Annotated in this window: 14 protein-coding genes; 10 read left to right on the top strand and 4 right to left on the bottom strand. The window is 65.9% G+C overall.

The features are described 5' to 3' along the window. The 3 genes from ACZY1F_RS08120 to ACZY1F_RS08110 all read left to right on the top strand — a co-directional run bounded on the left by ACZY1F_RS08120 (window position 1) and on the right by ACZY1F_RS08110 (window position 2,661). The gene (locus tag ACZY1F_RS08120) at window positions 1–582 is read left to right on the top strand and encodes a hypothetical protein (RefSeq protein WP_463941252.1); all 582 of its coding nucleotides are present in this window, start codon (window positions 1–3) and stop codon (window positions 580–582) included. Then, window positions 579–1,061 carry an iron chelate uptake ABC transporter family permease subunit gene (locus ACZY1F_RS08115; RefSeq protein ID WP_463941557.1) on the top strand — a complete coding sequence of 161 codons (483 nt, stop codon included), beginning with the start codon at window positions 579–581 and terminating at the stop codon, window positions 1,059–1,061. Before ACZY1F_RS08120 ends, ACZY1F_RS08115 begins: the two co-directional genes overlap by 4 nt. A gap of 91 nt (window positions 1,062–1,152) precedes the next feature. Next, entirely contained in the window at window positions 1,153–2,661 is a 1,509-nt protein-coding gene (locus tag ACZY1F_RS08110; protein WP_463941251.1) for an HNH endonuclease signature motif containing protein, read from the top strand. Window positions 2,662–2,678: 17 nt separating this feature from the next. Here the strand turns inward: ACZY1F_RS08110 and ACZY1F_RS08105 are convergent, their stop codons facing one another. Beyond that, entirely contained in the window at window positions 2,679–3,620 is a 942-nt protein-coding gene (locus ACZY1F_RS08105; RefSeq protein WP_463941250.1) for a 5'-3' exonuclease, read from the bottom strand. 469 nt (window positions 3,621–4,089) lie between these two features. On the opposite strand from ACZY1F_RS08105, the gene ACZY1F_RS08100 reads away from it, so the two are divergent. Next, window positions 4,090–4,674 carry a histidine phosphatase family protein gene (locus tag ACZY1F_RS08100; RefSeq protein ID WP_463941249.1) on the top strand — a complete coding sequence of 195 codons (585 nt, stop codon included), beginning with the start codon at window positions 4,090–4,092 and terminating at the stop codon, window positions 4,672–4,674. 4 nt (window positions 4,675–4,678) lie between these two features. Here the strand turns inward: ACZY1F_RS08100 and ACZY1F_RS08095 are convergent, their stop codons facing one another. Then, the gene (locus ACZY1F_RS08095) at window positions 4,679–4,984 is read right to left on the bottom strand and encodes a putative quinol monooxygenase (RefSeq protein WP_463941248.1); all 306 of its coding nucleotides are present in this window, start codon (window positions 4,982–4,984) and stop codon (window positions 4,679–4,681) included. Window positions 4,985–5,491: 507 nt separating this feature from the next. Here ACZY1F_RS08095 and rsgA point away from each other — a divergent pair. Beyond that, the gene (gene rsgA / locus ACZY1F_RS08090) at window positions 5,492–6,700 is read left to right on the top strand and encodes a ribosome small subunit-dependent GTPase A (RefSeq protein ID WP_463941247.1); all 1,209 of its coding nucleotides are present in this window, start codon (window positions 5,492–5,494) and stop codon (window positions 6,698–6,700) included. A 58-nt stretch (window positions 6,701–6,758) separates the two neighbouring features. Here the strand turns inward: rsgA and ACZY1F_RS08085 are convergent, their stop codons facing one another. Both ACZY1F_RS08085 and ACZY1F_RS08080 read right to left on the bottom strand, forming a co-directional pair. Further along, window positions 6,759–8,396 carry a DUF4389 domain-containing protein gene (locus ACZY1F_RS08085; RefSeq protein ID WP_463941246.1) on the bottom strand — a complete coding sequence of 546 codons (1,638 nt, stop codon included), beginning with the start codon at window positions 8,394–8,396 and terminating at the stop codon, window positions 6,759–6,761. Between the two features lie 252 nt (window positions 8,397–8,648). Further along, window positions 8,649–10,094, bottom strand: a complete 1,446-nt coding sequence (locus ACZY1F_RS08080) for a short-chain fatty acid transporter (protein ID WP_463941245.1) — start codon at window positions 10,092–10,094, stop codon at window positions 8,649–8,651. Window positions 10,095–10,599: 505 nt separating this feature from the next. Between ACZY1F_RS08080 and ACZY1F_RS08075 the strand changes: the two genes are divergently transcribed. From ACZY1F_RS08075 to ACZY1F_RS08055, 5 genes are all read left to right on the top strand, one after another. Next, window positions 10,600–11,901, top strand: a complete 1,302-nt coding sequence (locus ACZY1F_RS08075; protein WP_463941244.1) for an ABC transporter substrate-binding protein — start codon at window positions 10,600–10,602, stop codon at window positions 11,899–11,901. Window positions 11,902–11,903: 2 nt separating this feature from the next. Next, entirely contained in the window at window positions 11,904–13,025 is a 1,122-nt protein-coding gene (locus tag ACZY1F_RS08070) for a Gfo/Idh/MocA family protein (RefSeq protein ID WP_463941243.1), read from the top strand. Beyond that, window positions 13,022–13,963, top strand: a complete 942-nt coding sequence (locus tag ACZY1F_RS08065; protein WP_463941242.1) for a DUF6807 domain-containing protein — start codon at window positions 13,022–13,024, stop codon at window positions 13,961–13,963. The genes ACZY1F_RS08070 and ACZY1F_RS08065 overlap by 4 nt, the downstream gene beginning before the upstream one ends. Further along, window positions 13,960–14,706: a cupin domain-containing protein gene (locus ACZY1F_RS08060; protein ID WP_463941241.1), complete on the top strand. Its 747-nt coding sequence runs from the start codon at window positions 13,960–13,962 to the stop codon at window positions 14,704–14,706. Before ACZY1F_RS08065 ends, ACZY1F_RS08060 begins: the two co-directional genes overlap by 4 nt. A 100-nt stretch (window positions 14,707–14,806) precedes the next feature. Beyond that, window positions 14,807–15,853 carry a LacI family DNA-binding transcriptional regulator gene (locus ACZY1F_RS08055; protein ID WP_463941240.1) on the top strand — a complete coding sequence of 349 codons (1,047 nt, stop codon included), beginning with the start codon at window positions 14,807–14,809 and terminating at the stop codon, window positions 15,851–15,853. Window positions 15,854–15,868 lie beyond the last annotated feature (15 nt).

The raw sequence follows: 15,868 nt of genomic DNA, 5'->3' as shown, positions 1-15,868 counted from the left end.
GTGCAGCCGTTGCCGCGCATCACCGTGGAGGTTCCGGTCCTGGCTGTGGGATCAGCACCGTCTGACTATGAGGGCCTGGGCAGTTATGTCAACGCCCTGCGCAGGCAGCAGGGGCTGCACCTGACGCTGCTGCATATCGGCATCCTGGCGGATTTTGCGCAGGACGTGGCGGACTGGACGAAGGGGATCACCCCGGTCCGTGAGGCCGTCCGGCACACAACGGGCTGGTTGCAGGGGCTGCCCGTGCTGGACGGGTTTACGGGCACCTCGGAACAACTGATTGTGCTCGGCGGCGGAGGCATCTCCGGACTCGAAGTGGACGTTCCCCGGCGGGTGCACGACTATCAGGTGTCCCTGGTGCAGGGCCTGCATGATCTGCTGGACCGGCTCCTCGTGGACAATGTGGACGACTTCATCCTCGGCTCACCCGCCCTGGGCTACCGGTACCCGCACTGGGTGCCCCATGTGGCCGTCGGCCGTCCACTGTCGCGGGAACGCGGACCGCGGACCATTGCCCCGCTCACCGTGGCCTTTGGCCCGTCGCGGATCAGGAACGGCCGGTTCCTGCAGAGCCCTGACTGAGCAGCCCGCGCGTCAGATCGTGGCGCCGCTCCAGGCCCGCCACAGCATGGCTTCTCACCGCGCTGATCGTCTATGTGCTGGCCTATAAGAAGGGGATCCAGGGGTTCCGGCTGATCGACGCCGGCATTGCGCTGTCGGCAATGCTGGCTTCGGTCCACACCTGGCTGATCCTCAAGGCGGACCTGATGGAGGCCATGAGCGCGGCAGTCTGGGGTGCCGGAACCCTGAACCGGCTGTCGTGGGAACAGGTGGGGCCGGTGGCGGCCTGCACGCTCGCGCTGGTGGCAGTCCTGCTGCCCATGAGCCGGCGCCTGGGCATGCTGGAGATGGGTGACGACACGGCGCGGGCGCCGGGGGTCCGGGTAGAGCCGTCGCGGCCGGTGCTTGTGGTCCTGGGCGTCGGCCTGACCGCGATGGCCACAGCCGTTGCCGGGCCCATAGCCTTTTGTGTCGCTGGCCCGCGGGGGTGGCACCACTGACCGCCAGCAGCCGAAAGAACTTTCCCGGAGTATTTCCCGGAACAGGCCCGCGGGGACCCTAAATGTCAGTGCCTCGCAAGATGATGTGAGTATGAAAAGGACATCAGCGGTGGAGGCGTTGGAGGCCATCAAGGCTTCTGTCGCTGCGCTTGGTGAGGTGACCCCTGGCGCAGGCTTCACCGGTGAAGGGGATCCGGATCCGCTGCGGCATCAGGCTGACGGCTGGCTGGACACCCTCGCGGAGGCTGCCCGGCTGCAGGCTGCCACGGCGGCCCTGGTGGTCCACGCCGCAGCCGGGTTCGCCGACACGGCCCGGACGATGGCCTCCCCGAACGCGCTGCCGCAGGGCCTCATCGCTCAGGAGATGGCGGTAGTCGCTGAGGTCGCGTGCGTCCTGGCGGTCAGCGAGCGGACGGCCGGTGCGCTCCTGTCCGAGGCCCACGAACTGACCACCACCCTGCCGCTGACGCTGGCCGCCCCGCAGGCCGGGAACATTTCGTGGCAGCATGCCCGGATCGTTGTCGACGAAACGGTCAATCTGGATCCCACCGGTGCGGCGGCGTTGGAGGCGCACTTCCTGGATCCCGACGCACCGAACCCGGCACGGGGCTGCCCGGCCGGGGAGATGATCCCGTCACGGTTCCGCGCCAAAGCCCGGACCTGGCGCGAACGCCACCACCCGGACAGCATCGAAACCCGCCACACTCGCAGCATTGCGGATCGCCGGGTGGAGTTCGCCCCGGACCGGGACGGCATGGCCTGGCTGAGCGCGTACCTGCCCGCGGACCAGGCCGCCGGGATCTGGGATCGCACCACCACCGCAGCGCGGGCCCTCCAAGGCCCCGATGAGGACCGGACGCTGAGCCAACTCCGCGCCGACAACGCCGCGGCCTGGCTCCTGGGCGGTACCGCCGAGCACGTGCCCTCACCGTCCGCGCAGGTCCTCGTGACCGTGCCGGTGTTCGCCCTCATGGGCCTCACCGACGAACCCGCCATGCTCGACGGATACGGGCCCATCCCGGCATCCGTCGCCAGCCGGCTCATGGCCGAAAGTTCCAACTCGTTCCACCGGGTCTTGACTGATCCCCGCGACGGGGCACCGCTGGAGATTGGGCGGACCAGCTACCGGATCCCCGTCACGATGCGCCAATGGCTTAGATTGCGGGACGGGAAATGCCCGTTCCCCGGCTGCGCCAACCAGTCCCTGGACAATGAAGCCGACCACCTACTGTCCTGGGCCGACGGCGGCACCACCGGCATCAGCAACCTCGGCCAGCCATGCCGCAAACACCACAGGCTGAAACACACAACCGCCTGGAAACCCGCCGGGGCGACCACCGACAAGCCACCCGGCTGGACGTCGCCGACAGGCCGTCAGTACGCCAGCGAACAAACGGACTCGGAACCACCGCACTGGCCAACCCAAATCCAGAATCAAGTAGGACACCTGGAACTTGGTCCTGACGTGCCCCAAGACATCCTGCCCGCCGAACCGCCTGCTTCAGATCTGCGCCCGGCCGATCCCTTGCCGGAGTGGAGCTGGCGACAGGCACCCGTCGAAGAGCCATGGCCGGAGTGGAGCATCCCTCAAACGGTCTAGTTGGACGTGTGCAGCTATCACGGGCACTGCCGGTCAAGCGCGTCCAGCAGCCGTTTGACCGAGCCGCCAAGATTCCATTCGACAGCAAGACGCTCCAGTTCGGTGCGCGATTCGCCGTCGACAGGGTGCAGTTCGGCGCCCGCTTCCTCGAGGGTGGGCAGCTTGAGGTCGCGGACGATTTTCACCACGGTGGGCGCGACTGCCAGGTAGTCGGCGGCCGCGGCGAGCTTGGATCGCACGGAGCCGGACACCCCGCCTTCCCCGTCCGCGGCTGCTGCGAGCAAGTTGTCCAGTGTGCCGTACTCGCCCAGAAGCGACGCAGCGGTCTTCTCACCGATGCCGGCCACGCCTGGCAGCCCGTCGGAGGCGTCGCCGCGAAGGGTCGCGTAATCGGCATATTGTTCGGGCAGTACACGATATTTCCCGACGACGACGGCGTCCGTTACGACTTCGAGGTTCCTCATGCCCCGCGCGGTGTAGATCACCCGCACCTGGCGGTCGTCGTTGACGGTCTGGAAAAGATCGCGGTCGCCCGTGACCACATCGACGGGGAGGTGCGCGTGGCTGGCGTAGGTGCCAACGACGTCGTCCGCTTCGTGTTCAGCAGCCCCCACGATGGCGATGCCGGCGAGCCCAAGGACGCGGCGGATCATCGGAAGCTGCGCTTCGAGAGCGTCCGGGACCACCTCAACGTCGGGGGCATCCGCCACAACTTCGGCAACCCGGTGCGCTTTGTATGTCGGGATCAGATCCACGCGCCACTGCGGACGCCAGTCGTCGTCCCAGCAGGCAATCAGATGTGTGGCCCCGTAATCCGTGGTAAGCCGGGCGATCATGTCCAGGAGGCCGCGAACGGCGTTCACCGGTATTCCGTCAGTGCGGCGGATCGTGTCCGGCAAGCCATAGAAGGCGCGAAAGTACAGGGACGCAGTATCAAGCAGCATCAGGCGGTCTGGCATACCTGATCCTGACACGGAAGCGGCCGCCGAGCCATCAGCAGGTCGCCGCGACTCATCGCCCTACAGCCAGGACAGGGCACTGAACGCGTAATCTCCGCGTCGGTGCGGGAGGCTTGCAGCTCCTGCACTAACAGGCAGGCCCAACAGCGAACTGGTGGGGTTAGGATGCCGGTAACGGTTCAAGCAGCGGACCAAGACTTCTGTGTTTGAGAGGTTCCCCCCTTGGCCGAAAATGCACCCGACGATACCGCGCCCCGCGTGCCCTTGCAACAGGCTTTGGACGGGCACGCCCCGCCAACTCATCACGATGAGGACCGGACCGGCCCAGCGGCAGCGACAGACCGGAAAGCTGTTCCCAACCCCTATGGCTTCGACCGGGAGCATTGGCCGGGACCCTGAGCCCGGGTAGCGTCCTGCGGTGAATGCGAGAATTCCAGGCTGGCGACGCCGTCAAGGCAGAATAGACAGCATGACCCTCACGACATTCGCCCTGATCCGCCATGGCCAGACAGACTGGAATGCGCAGCGTCGGCTCCAGGGAGCCACCGACATTCCACTGAACCACGTGGGGCGTGGCCAGGCGCGCGATGCCGTTGATGTCCTTTCTGACTATGAGTGGGATGCGATCGTGTCCTCGCCACTTAGCCGTGCCGCGGAAACGGCCAACGTGATAGCAGCTGGGTTGGGGCTGAGCGTCACCCGGCACATTCCGTCGCTCGCCGAACGCAGCTTCGGACAGGCCGAGGGCCTGCAGGCCGGCCCCGAGCTGGAGGCCCTGCGCATCCCCGGCGGTTTCCGCGGCGCCGAGACCGAGGAAGACGCGGCCGCCCGGGGTTTGGGGGCACTGGAAGCACTGGCCCGTGAATTCCCCGGCCGCCGCGTCCTGGTGGTCGCCCACGGCACGCTCCTCCGGGTCAGCCTCAACCGCGCCATCGGCCGCACCCTCCACAGGATCGACAACGCCGTGCTGAACCTGGCCCACCACCACGCCACCGAGGGCTGGCACCTCGAATACTTCAATGGTGAGCGCGTCGTAGCTGCGGCCCAGGGCTGAGAACCTAGGCGCCCGCCGCGACCTCAAAAGTTTGGATGGACCTGCGCTCCAACCGCGGGATGATCTGCCCAGCCCCGATCCGCTCGATGTGCTCATATTCGCGGTGGGCGGCAAAACCGGCGGCATCCGTATAGCGCTCAAGGATCACAATCTGCGCGGGGTCCTCCACACCCTGGAAGAATTCGTAGGAAATGTTGGCCTCCTCCGTGCGGGTGGCTGCGGCCATCTCGCCCAGCAGGCCAAGGACCGTTTCCGTTTCCTCGGGTTTCACCTGGTAGCGGACCACCACCTGGAAGTACGTTTCTGTCATATCGGGATCCCCTCGCTCTGAAGAGTGTGGGGCTGCTCCAACTCTATTGCGTGCTGGATGAACTGGGCATCGCCGTAGTTCCCCGGTGATTCTCGGCGGCGGCGTGCCCTTCCTCGGCAGGATCAGCGAATGGACAAAGCTTGCGCTCCGGGAGTGCCGCTCATTTCCATCCGGCATGGTGCTGTTGGACTTTCACCTGATCGGCCCCACGTGCTACGGGGAAGCCTTGTGGCGGAAGCACGCGGATCTAGCCCTACTCAACGTCGCCGCTGGCAGCTAGACTCAGAGCCGAGCGTCCGTGACAGCATCCGGACACCTGGAGAGAAACGGAGGTGGTTTTGATGACTGCTATTGCCACGCGCCCAGCGCGCCCCGCACACATCAAACCAATCACCACCGTCTCCAGCAACCGCACGGCGTAAGCCGCGCAACACACCAACGGACAGGCCAAACGGCCGCAGCACTACGCTGATTCCGGAGTCTGGAGACCTCTCCCGAGGACTCACCTTGAATAATTCCTCAGGCACCAGCCTGGACAGCTACTCCCCATCAACCCCCGGCTCAACCTCCGGCACGACCCCCGGGCCCGAAGGACCCACAAAGTACGGCTACTCCCCCGCCATCGCGGCGTATTTTGACGCGAACCAACCCCAACCCGAACACCAGACCCACCACCCTGCGGCCCAGCGCTACGAGCGGGGACGGGTGGTGCGCTTGGACCGCAACCTCGTCCTCACAGCCGTCGGCCGCGAACTTCTCCACCTGCCGTACCCGCTCGACGGCGGCGTTCCGGTCACCGGCGATTGGGTGTGGATCGGACCCAACCGCGCGGGCGGCCGCCAGATCACCGGGATCCTCCCGCGCCGGTCTGAGCTCAGCCGGAAGCGCGCCTTTGAAGATTCCTCGGAGGCGCAGGTCCTGGCCGCGAACATGGATGTGGTGGGCGTGGTGGTCCCGGTGGACCGGCCGCTCACGCACAACCGCCTGGAACGCACACTCGTGGCCGCCTGGGATTCCGGCGCGGTTCCGCTGGTGATCATCACCAAAGCCGATCTTGCAGATCTGGCGGACGACGTCGTCGGGAAGGTCATCCTGCAGGCGGCGGGCGTGGACGTGGTCACCACGTCAGCCGAGAACGGCGACGGGATCGATGCGCTGCTGGCGCACCTGCCGCCCCACTGCACACTGGTCCTTCTCGGTCCGTCCGGCGCGGGCAAATCCACGCTTATCAATGCGCTGGCGGGCCGCGAGGTCCAGGACACCGGAGAGGTCCGCTCCGGCGACTTCAAAGGGAAGCACACCACCACGTCCCGGGAACTCGTGCCGCTGGCGAACGGCGCCGTCCTCATGGACACTCCGGGCGTCCGCGGGTTCGGATTGTTCGACGCCGGTGAAGGCCTGGCCGAGATGTTCGGGGACGTCGAGGATCTGGCCAGCCGGTGCCGGTTCTCCGACTGCGGCCACCAGCAGGAGCCCGGGTGCGCCGTGCAGGCGGCCATGGCGGACGGGGCGTTGGAGGAACGCCGCTGGCTCAGCTACGGCAAGCTCCAGCGCGAGCTCGCCGCCTTGGCCCGGCGCACGGATGCCGCCGCCCGCCGGGCCTACCAGCGCGAGTGGCACCAGAAGGTGGTGGTGGCAGGGAAATCGCAGCGTTCCGCTGAACGTGACAGCTCCGAGCGCGGGGAGGAGCAACGGTCCAAACGGAAGCGGCGCTGAGCCGGACGTTCGCACGCACGCTTGCTCCCCCGTCGCCGTGAAGGCCACCGCGTGACGATCAGGGTCGTTGACCTGGATCGCGCACTGTAGGAGCCGACGGCGGCGGCGGGGGCTCATCCGGCGGGGGCTCACCCGGCGGCAGGCTGCCCGGCGGAAGGGGTTGCGCCGGCTGGACCGGGGCGGGCAGCATGCCGCCGTCGCTGGCATGTGGCTGCCGCGCCTGGAGTTCTGATGCGCCCTGATCCAGGCGGAACGGCGGATATTCATCGCGCATCAAGGCTGCGTAGGTGATGACGCGGTAGATCCAGCGGTTGAAGCCCATGAGCAGGTCGAAGAGCGGGCGCTGGTAACGTCCGGTGAACAGCAGTATCACCGCTGCAACAAGGACCAGGAAGCTGAACAGCGAAAATCCCGTGCCGGTCTCGTACCTGATGCCTGGGTTCTCGGGATCGCTCCAACGGGCCATGCTGGTGCCGGTCAGCGCCGCAATGATCACGAAGTGCGGCAGGGCAAAGAGCCACCACTTGACCAGCACCAGCCCACGGGACAGCCGTTCCGGATAATCCACCTCGAAATCAGCAGGGTAGTCAGTCCTGGCAAGGGTGAAGGGCGGATACCTGTCCGTCCCCAAAGCCCCGTAAGTGTAAAAGGCCACCCGCCAGCCCCAACGCAGCACTCCCACGTTGAAGTTGAACAAGGAATGCGGATAGCGGCCCGTAAACAGGATGGCAAACCCGGCAATGATTGTTACCACCACGAACGCGAACCACAGGAAGAACAGCACAATGAAGTGCGGGATGGCCAGGAACCACTTCACCAGCCACATCCATCTGGAAAGCAGCGGGTCCAGTTCACCGCGAAGCCGCGCCGGGTACGGCGACAGCCCTGCAGAAGCCTGGACGTTTGGGGTCTGGACGTTTGATGTCCCGCCGACGGGGCTCTGGGATGCGGAAGGCCTTACGGCGCCCGGATACGAGACTGGCACCGCAGAAGGCACCCCAACGGTGGGCGGCGCCGGCGCTGCGTGCCTGCCCAGCCCTTGGGCTCCAAAGATCAGGAGTGGCACGCCGAGAACCAGCAGGATCACCCCCGCAGTCAGCAGACCCGCGGCTACGGGGCCGAACAGCTCCGACCGGAACCCTGCCTGCAGATCCGCCGAAACTCCGGCGCTGGCATCGGCGTTCATGACCACCACAGACCAGTCACCTGCCTCGATTTTCCAATCCAGGTTCCGTTCGCCGCTCCCGGCGGTAGAAGCCACCCAGAAGTCCTGGCCGGCGGGGGCTGACAGTTGGGTTGTGCCCTGCACTTCCCGGTACTCGGCGCGGAACGGCCGGAACTCCACATCCCGCAATTCGGCGTAGTTGGCTCCGGCGAGGTAGCCGTCAACATCCTTCCTGGGCGCTATGCCGACAAAGATGTCCTTGCCTGGATTGGCTGATTCTGCCCCTAACCGGATGCTGCCCACGTCAAAGGGCAGGGGTCCCGGGTAGGAGTCACCTCGCATAGTGTCAGCCCTGGCGGACACTATCGCTGTGGAATCCACGGCAAAGCGTTCCCTCGGAGAGGTGAGGTATCCGCCGTCGTTCTGGAGCGAGTTGACCCACGAAGCGCCAATGCCGCCGAAGAGCAACCCCCCACCCAGCATCGATAACAAAATGCCGAGAATAAGCATGGTGATGGAACGAGCACGCATGGGAGTCCTCCCGTGGACGAATGCGCTGAGTACTTCGATTCGTACGCCGGCGTTAAGTAGCCAGGCACCCGCCCCGGCTTACTGAGCGGGCTCGTCTAATGAAAACCGCCTTCCAGCGGAAGGGCATCCACACGGGCCGGTGGACCGGGCTGCTGCCGGTGAAAACAGACTACGCCTGCAGGGGACTGCCACCTAGGCTCTGCACCTTTATTGGGGGTTTTGGCGCTCCTGTACCGTCCACGGATTGCCCTGCTATTGCCCGGCGGGCATCACCGGCGGGACGAACTGGAATGTCATTCCGAGCAGCCAGACGAGCAACAGCACCACCGGCAGGTGGAACAGGAACTGCAGGAAGGTGAAGCCGACGAGGTCCCTGGCCCGGAGCCTCAGCACCGCGAGCAGCGGCAGCATAAAGAACGGGTTGACCAGGTTGGGCAGGGCCTCGGCGATGTTATAGATCTGCACGGTCCAGCCGAGGTTCATCTGCACATCGGTCGCGGACTGCATCACATAGGGCGCCTCCACAAGCCACTTGCCGCCGCCGGACGGGACAAGCAGGCCCAGCACGGCGGTGTAGAGAGCAATGACCACAGCGAACGCGCCGCCACCGCCGATGTCCGAGAAGAATTCAGCCAGATGCGCGGAAATGGTCATCCCGCCGTGGCCGGTGGCTTTGGTCAGGATGGCTGCCATGGCCGCGTACAGCGGGAACTGGACCAGGATCCCGGCGGTGGCCGGAACAGCCTTCGTGACGGCCTGCAGGAACTTCCGCGGTGTCCCGTGCAGCACCAGGCCCAGGATCAGGAAGACCAGCAGGTAGCCGTTAAGGCTGCTGACCACGGTCAGGAACGGCTTCGTCAGGAACTGGGAGACCAGCCAGCCCAGCGTCAGGACGCCCGCAAGGATTGGCAGGATCATGCTGTATTCGAGCCACTCGCCCGGGCGTGAACGGGGCGCCGATTCGCTGGGTTCGTCGTCGAGGTCGACGCCGAGATCCTCCGCCGTGCGGATCGCACCGCCCTGGGGCGCGGAGAAGTGCGCGATCACGGTTGTGAGAGCCATCAGTATGGCCAGAGTGAGCAGGGACTGCCAGGTGAAGATAGTGGCCCCGAAGTCCAGGATGCCCGTGATCTTCAGCAGGGCCGGCGGCAGCGACGCGGCGGTGGCCTGCAGCTGGGCGGCGGACGAGGACAGTCCCAGCGCCCAGACTGCTCCGAGGCCCATAAACGCCGCCGCACCAAGCGCACGGTAGTCCACAGTGAGGTCCTTGCGGCGGGCAATGGCCCGGGCCAGCAGGCCGCCGAAGATGAGGCTCAGACCCCAATTCAGGAATGATACGGACATGGACATCAACGCCACGAAGCTGACGGCCGTGCGCGCGGTGGCAGGGATCAGCGCCAGCCGGTTGATGAGCTTCGCAACCGGTGGCGACGTGGCCACCACGTAGCCGGTAAGGACCACCATGGCCATCTGAAGCGTGAACGCCGTCAGATCCCAGAAGCCGTTGCCGAACGAGTCGGCGATCGACTGCGGTGAAGCGCCGATAGCCAAGGCGGCGACGGCGATGATCACAACTCCCGCCAGGGCAAAGATGTAGGCATCCGGGAACCATTTTTCGGTCCAGGCCGCCATCCGTTGGGCCACTCGGGCGAGCCCGCGTTCTTCGGTTCCGGTGTTCGTCAGGGCTGCGTCGGCCACAGTGGACCACCTCTCCGTTGAGTGCAATTGCGTACCCGAGGGAGTCTAGTTCCGATCCTGCGGGAACCTCGGTTAGCGCGGATCCCCGGCGCCGAGTACGACGGCGGACCATTCCGCGGTCGTGTCCTCGCCGAAAATCGCGGCGTACGTTTTTCACTGCGGCCGCAGCAGGATGCGAGAACCCGTTGACAGAAAGTGATCGATAACTAACAATTGTGTTATCGATCACTTTAGTTGGGTTGGGTACCAAGCCCTTTGGTCTGCAGCCTCATCTTCTGATGGACCCCGGTCGGCACCGTTTTCCTCCGTACATTACGGACGTTCCTGTGCCACGCCGCAGTAGGCAAAAACGTCCCAGTTAGGCAGCAATGAAACCGTCACTCCGCCCGGGTGTCGCTTTCCTTCTTGGCCAGAAGTTCCCGGTCAAGGGCATCGCCACCACCGGCATCAAGTAGCCCCCACAACATCAGGCGCCGACGACGACGCCGCCCACGAAAGGACTCCCATGAACTACAGCCCAACCCGCCGGAGCTACCTCAAGCTCTCGACCGCCGTCGCGGTTTCCGTCCTCGCCCTTTCAGGCTGTGCCGCTGATGGCAGCCCTGCCGCGGAGGAGACGGGCCCGGTCACCATCAGATTCACCTGGTGGGGCGGCGACGCCCGCCAGAAAGCCACTCAGAAGGTCATCGACGCTTTCCAGGCGGAAAACCCCAACATCACGGTGGTGGGCGAGTACAGCGACTGGAACGGCTACTGGGACAAGCTCGCCACCCAGGTGGCCGCGAACGATGCCCCGGACATCATCCAGATGGACGAGAAGTACGTCCGCGAATATGGTGACCGCGGCGCCCTGCTTGACATCAAGAAACTCAGCGGACTGGACACGTCCGGCATCGAACCGGACACCCTCAAGAGCGGCGAAGTGGACGGCAAGCTCGTGGGGCTGGTCACCGGCGTGGCCACATTCTGCATCGCTGCCAACCCCAGCGTCCTCGCCAAGGCCGGGGTGGCCATGCCCGATGACACCACCTGGAGCTGGGAGGACTACCAGAAGCTCGGCGAACAGATCAGCGGCAGCGGCACAGGCACCACCGGCGTCGGCGTCCAGTACGGCGACCAGGACCTCTATATCTGGGCCCGGCAGAACGGCGACCGGCTCTACGACGACGCGGGCAAGGTGGTCATCAAACCCGAAACCCTCGTCTCCTTCTGGAAGCACACGCTGGAACTGTCCACGTCCGGTGCCGGGCCCAAGCCCTCGGCCATCATTGAAAACGCCTCGGCCTCGCTGAACCAGACTGCCCTCGCCAAGAACGAGATGGGCCTTACCGGCGTGTTCAGCACGCAGCTGACGGCATTCTCGGGGGCCGCCGGTCAGGAGCTTAAGCTGTTGCGCCTGCCCGGCGAATCCACATCCAAGGAAGCCGGCGCCTACTACAAGCCCTCCATGTTCTGGTCTGTCTCGTCCCGCACCAAGCACCAGAAGGCCTCGGAAAAGTTCCTGAACTACCTGACTAACAGCCAGACCGCCGGCGACATCATGCTCACCGAACGCGGCATCCCGGCCAACACCAAGATCCGTGCGGCCATCGCGCCCAAGCTCAGCGCCACGGACAAGGCCGCCATCGACTTCACCGACGCCATCGCCGACGAAGTCCGGCCCGCCCCGCCCATTACGCCCGCCGGCGGAAGCACCATCACGGACATCCTCAGCCGCTACACCTCCGACATCCTCTTCGAGCGCACCACCCCCGAAAAAGCCGCGCAGCCCTTCATCGACGAACTCTCCTCCTCACTCCGGAAGTAAAAATGACTGACCAAAAAATCCACGACGCCGGAACTCCCCTGCGCGTCGCCTTCCTCGGCACCGGCGGCATCGCCAACGCCCACGCCGAAGCGCTGCAGCAGCAGCCGGATGTGGAGCTCGCCGCCGCCATCGACGTCGACGCGTCCCGTGCCGAAGCCTTCGCGGCCAAGTGGGGCGTCACCCGCACAGCGGCGAACCTCCAAGAAGCCGTCGACGGCGGCGGGCTGGATCTTATAGCCATCTGCACCCCGCCATCCAGCCACTTTCCGCTGGCACTGGAGGCGCTCTCGCTCGGGCTGCACGCCGTCGTCGAAAAACCCCCGGCACTCTCCTTGAGCCAGATGCGGCAGCTGCAAGCCGCCGAGGCAGGATCCGCGGGATCCCTCAGCTGCATCTTCCAGCATCGGTTCGGGTCCGGCGCCCAGCGGCTGCTCGCCCTGCAGCGCTCCGGCGCACTCGGCCGGCAGCTTGTGGGAACCTGCAACACCCTCTGGTTCCGCGACCAGCCCTACTTCGATGTGCCGTGGCGCGGGCTCTGGGACGTGGAAGGCGGCGGGCCCACCATGGGCCACGGCATCCACCAATTCGACCTGCTCCTGCACCTGTGGGGTCCTTGGTCCGAAGTCACCGCCTTCGCCGGCAAGCTCGCCCGGAAAACCGATACCGAGGATGCTTCAGCCGCCGTGGTCCGCTTCGAATCCGGCGCGATCGCCACCATCATCAACTCCGTGATCTCGCCGCGCGAAACCTCCTACCTCCGGCTGGACTACGAAAACGCGACCGTCGAACTGAACCACCTCTACGGCTACAGCGACCACAACTGGACGGTAACACCGGCGCCCGGCCAGGACGCCGTCGTCGGCCTTTGGGCCCAGGGTGAGGACAAACCCAGCGGTCACGCGGCGCAGTACACGGCCATCATCCGCAGCCTGCAGGCGGGCGGCGCCGCCCCCGTCTCCATCACCGACGCCTACGCCACCATGGAACTGGCCGCCGCGATCTACGCATCCAGTGTCAGCGGAACCACCATCGCCCGCGGCCAGATCGACGAAACCAGCCCGTTTTTCACCCGCATGGACGGCCACCTTGAACCCTGGAAGCAAGAGGAAGCACTCAACGCATGAGCACATCAACAGCACTGACCTGGCGGGATGACAACCAGTCCCTGACCGTAGCGCTCGGGGACCTGGACATCGCCACCTACACCTACGACGCCACCGACGAGCAGCGCGAATCCCCGCGGCCGTTCTTCCACCCGCTGCGCACCACCGCCGGGGAAACCGTCAGCGTCTACCGGCCCTGGGACCACGTCTGGCACAAGGGCATCGCCTGGTCCCTCCCCCACTTCGGCGACGATAACTTCTGGGGTGGCCCCAGCTACCGCCGCGGGGAGGACTACAAGTGGCTGCCCAACAACGGAAGCATGCGTCACGAAGGCGTCCTGGAGGCCGGGCTCGACGGCGGCGCGTTCCGTTTTGCCCACACGCTCAGCTGGTGGACGCAGGCCGGCAAACACGTGGTTGATGAAACGCGCTCCATCCGGATCAGCGCGGGCCCGGACGGCGACTCGTGGACGCTGGTCTTCGAAACGGCGATGACCAACGTCTCCGGCAGCGACATCCAGATCGGCTCGCCCACCACCGAAGGCCGGGAGAACGCCGGCTACGGCGGACTCTTCTGGCGCGGAGCCCGCGAATTCGCGGGCGGCCGGATCGCCGGCCCGGGCGGAGTAAGCGGCGAAGCGCTCCGGGGCACCCGCGGACCGTGGCTCGCGTTTGTGGGCCAGCACGATGACAGCTGCCGTTTCTCCACCGTGCTGATCGCCGATGACACCGCTAACGCCCAGCACCCGCCGGAGTGGTTTGCCCGGTCCGAGCCCTTCGCCTGTTTCGGGCCCGCCCCGTTCTTCAGCAAGGAGGTCACCTTCGCCGCGGGAGCCACCATGGTCAACCGTTACGCCGTGGTGATCGCCGACGGCGACTCCGACGAGGCGCGGCTCGACGCCCTCGCAGCGGCCGCTGCCGGTTCGCTGCGGCAACAAAAGGTGGCATCGCACGCATGACGGCAACCCAGCAGACTGTACCGTTCCCCGGCGCGGTGGCCCTCACCCGGCTTGGCGTCTACGACTGGGAGGCGGCCGACGGCGTGTGCGGCGGATCGCCCCACATGCACACGGCCTCCACCGAGGCCTACCTGGTGCTGGCGGGCACGGGGCGCGTGGAAACGGTCACGTCCACCGGCTACGAGTCCCACGACCTTGCCCCCAACGACCTCCTGTGGTTCGGCCCGGGAACGATCCACCGGATCGTGAACACCGGCAACCTGGACATACTCGCCATCATGCAGAACGGCGGGCTGCCGGAAGCAGGCGATGCAGTCCTCACGTTCGAGGCGGACATCGTTGCCGACCCGGAGCGGTACTTCCGGGCCGCAACGCTCGACGCCGGGTCCCCGCCGGCGCCGGACGCGCTGGCTCACGCTGCCCGCACCAGGCGGGACGCGGCGTTCTCCGGTTACCAGCGGCTGAAGGACGCCGCGCTGGCGGGCGACTTCGACGCCGTCGAGCAGTTCCACCGCGATGCCGTCCGGCTGGTCCAGTCCAGGGTCCCCGGGTGGCACGAACTCTGGAACGAGAAGATCGCACCAGAGGCGGCACGGACGGAGCAGTGGCTGGCGGACCTGGCCGAGGGCCGGTTCAGCCACTTCAAGGATGCGGCCGTGTCCCGGACAGCACCGGCCGGCACCGATCGGATCTTCGGCATGTGCGGGATGCTGCAGAAATGGGAGTCCAGCCGACCTGCCTGAGCCACGGATGCGGGTGCGTCTGCGGCAAAGCGGGAGGGATTAGGCTGGAGCCGGATCCCTCCCGCGACAACCGCAGGACAAAAATCTGAAGGGAGGCCCCATGGTGCAATCAGCTGTAGGACCGGGCCGGTCAAAGGCACCCACTATCTATGACGTGGCGGACCTGGCCGGGGTGTCGCACCAGACTGTTTCCCGCTATCTGCGTGACAAGTCGAAACTGAAGCCGGCCACGGTGGAGCGGGTTGAAATGGCGTTGTCGGAGCTGAACTACACGCCCAATCTCGCAGCGCGGTCGCTAAGATCGCGTGAGCTGTACCGCGTTGTGGTGGTGGTTCCCGAAGCCTCCCTGTACTTTCCGGCCCGGATGCTCAATGGAGCTGCCGGGGCGGCCCATTCTGCGGGCTACCGCGTAGATGTAATCGCCATGGAGGGAACCGCTGAGGCCCGCGCGCAACAGCTCCGCAACCTGCTGTCCGGAGAGGACATCGCCGGGATATTGTCCTTTGTACCCCGGCCCAAGTCTGCGGTAACCGTCGATGGCGATTCATCGGTCCCGTTGGTGGTGGCCGGCGAGTACGACAACAAAATGCGCGCCCGCGGGAGTCTGGCCGACGGCACTGCCGCGGGGAAAATCGTCCACTACTTGGCCTCGCTGGGGCACCGGAATTTCTTCCATGTTGCCGGACCTGCCGCCTGGGCGTCCGCCCGCAACCGCAAGGCGGCCTACGAGGAAGCCATTGCGGAACTGGGACTGACGTCGGTGGGCATCGCCGCCGGTGATTGGTCCCCTGCGTCCGGCTACGCTGCCGGCAAGAAGATTGCCGGCCTGAAGGACGTAACCGCCGTTGTGGCGGGGAACGACCAGATGGCCATCGGCGTCATCCGCGCCTTGCACGAGAACGGCGTACCGGTGCCGGGGGCAGTCAGCGTGTTTGGCTGGGATGACATGGCCGAATCGTCGTTCCTGATTCCATCCCTCTCAACCGTGCACATGGACCTCGAAACGCTCGGCGCCCGGAGCATGAAAGAGCTCATCGCACGGATTCGTGGCGTTAGCACGTCGGCTGAACCGCTGACGCTGGACCCCATGGAGCTCGTAATGCGGGAGTCGACGGGACCAGTTCGGGCCCTGGGCGCACAACCTTAGCCTTTTAGATTGTTC

This window comes from Pseudarthrobacter xylosi (genome assembly GCF_055412765.1).
The sequence above is the reverse complement of the archived record's forward strand: the minus strand, read 5'-3'. Positions and strand labels throughout refer to the sequence as shown.

Excerpts from the sequence above, each read along its gene's own strand:
- ACZY1F_RS08110 (WP_463941251.1), top strand. The coding sequence starts at position 1,153 with ATGAAAAGGACATCAGCGGTGGAGGCGTTGGAGGCCATCAAGGCTTCT.
- ACZY1F_RS08105 (WP_463941250.1), bottom strand. The coding sequence starts at position 3,620 with ATGCCAGACCGCCTGATGCTGCTTGATACTGCGTCCCTGTACTTTCGC.
- ACZY1F_RS08100 (WP_463941249.1), top strand. The coding sequence starts at position 4,090 with ATGACCCTCACGACATTCGCCCTGATCCGCCATGGCCAGACAGACTGG.
- ACZY1F_RS08095 (WP_463941248.1), bottom strand. The coding sequence starts at position 4,984 with ATGACAGAAACGTACTTCCAGGTGGTGGTCCGCTACCAGGTGAAACCC.
- ACZY1F_RS08085 (WP_463941246.1), bottom strand. The coding sequence starts at position 8,396 with ATGCGTGCTCGTTCCATCACCATGCTTATTCTCGGCATTTTGTTATCG.
- ACZY1F_RS08075 (WP_463941244.1), top strand. The coding sequence starts at position 10,600 with ATGAACTACAGCCCAACCCGCCGGAGCTACCTCAAGCTCTCGACCGCC.
- ACZY1F_RS08070 (WP_463941243.1), top strand. The coding sequence starts at position 11,904 with ATGACTGACCAAAAAATCCACGACGCCGGAACTCCCCTGCGCGTCGCC.
- ACZY1F_RS08065 (WP_463941242.1), top strand. The coding sequence starts at position 13,022 with ATGAGCACATCAACAGCACTGACCTGGCGGGATGACAACCAGTCCCTG.
- ACZY1F_RS08060 (WP_463941241.1), top strand. The coding sequence starts at position 13,960 with ATGACGGCAACCCAGCAGACTGTACCGTTCCCCGGCGCGGTGGCCCTC.
- ACZY1F_RS08055 (WP_463941240.1), top strand. The coding sequence starts at position 14,807 with ATGGTGCAATCAGCTGTAGGACCGGGCCGGTCAAAGGCACCCACTATC.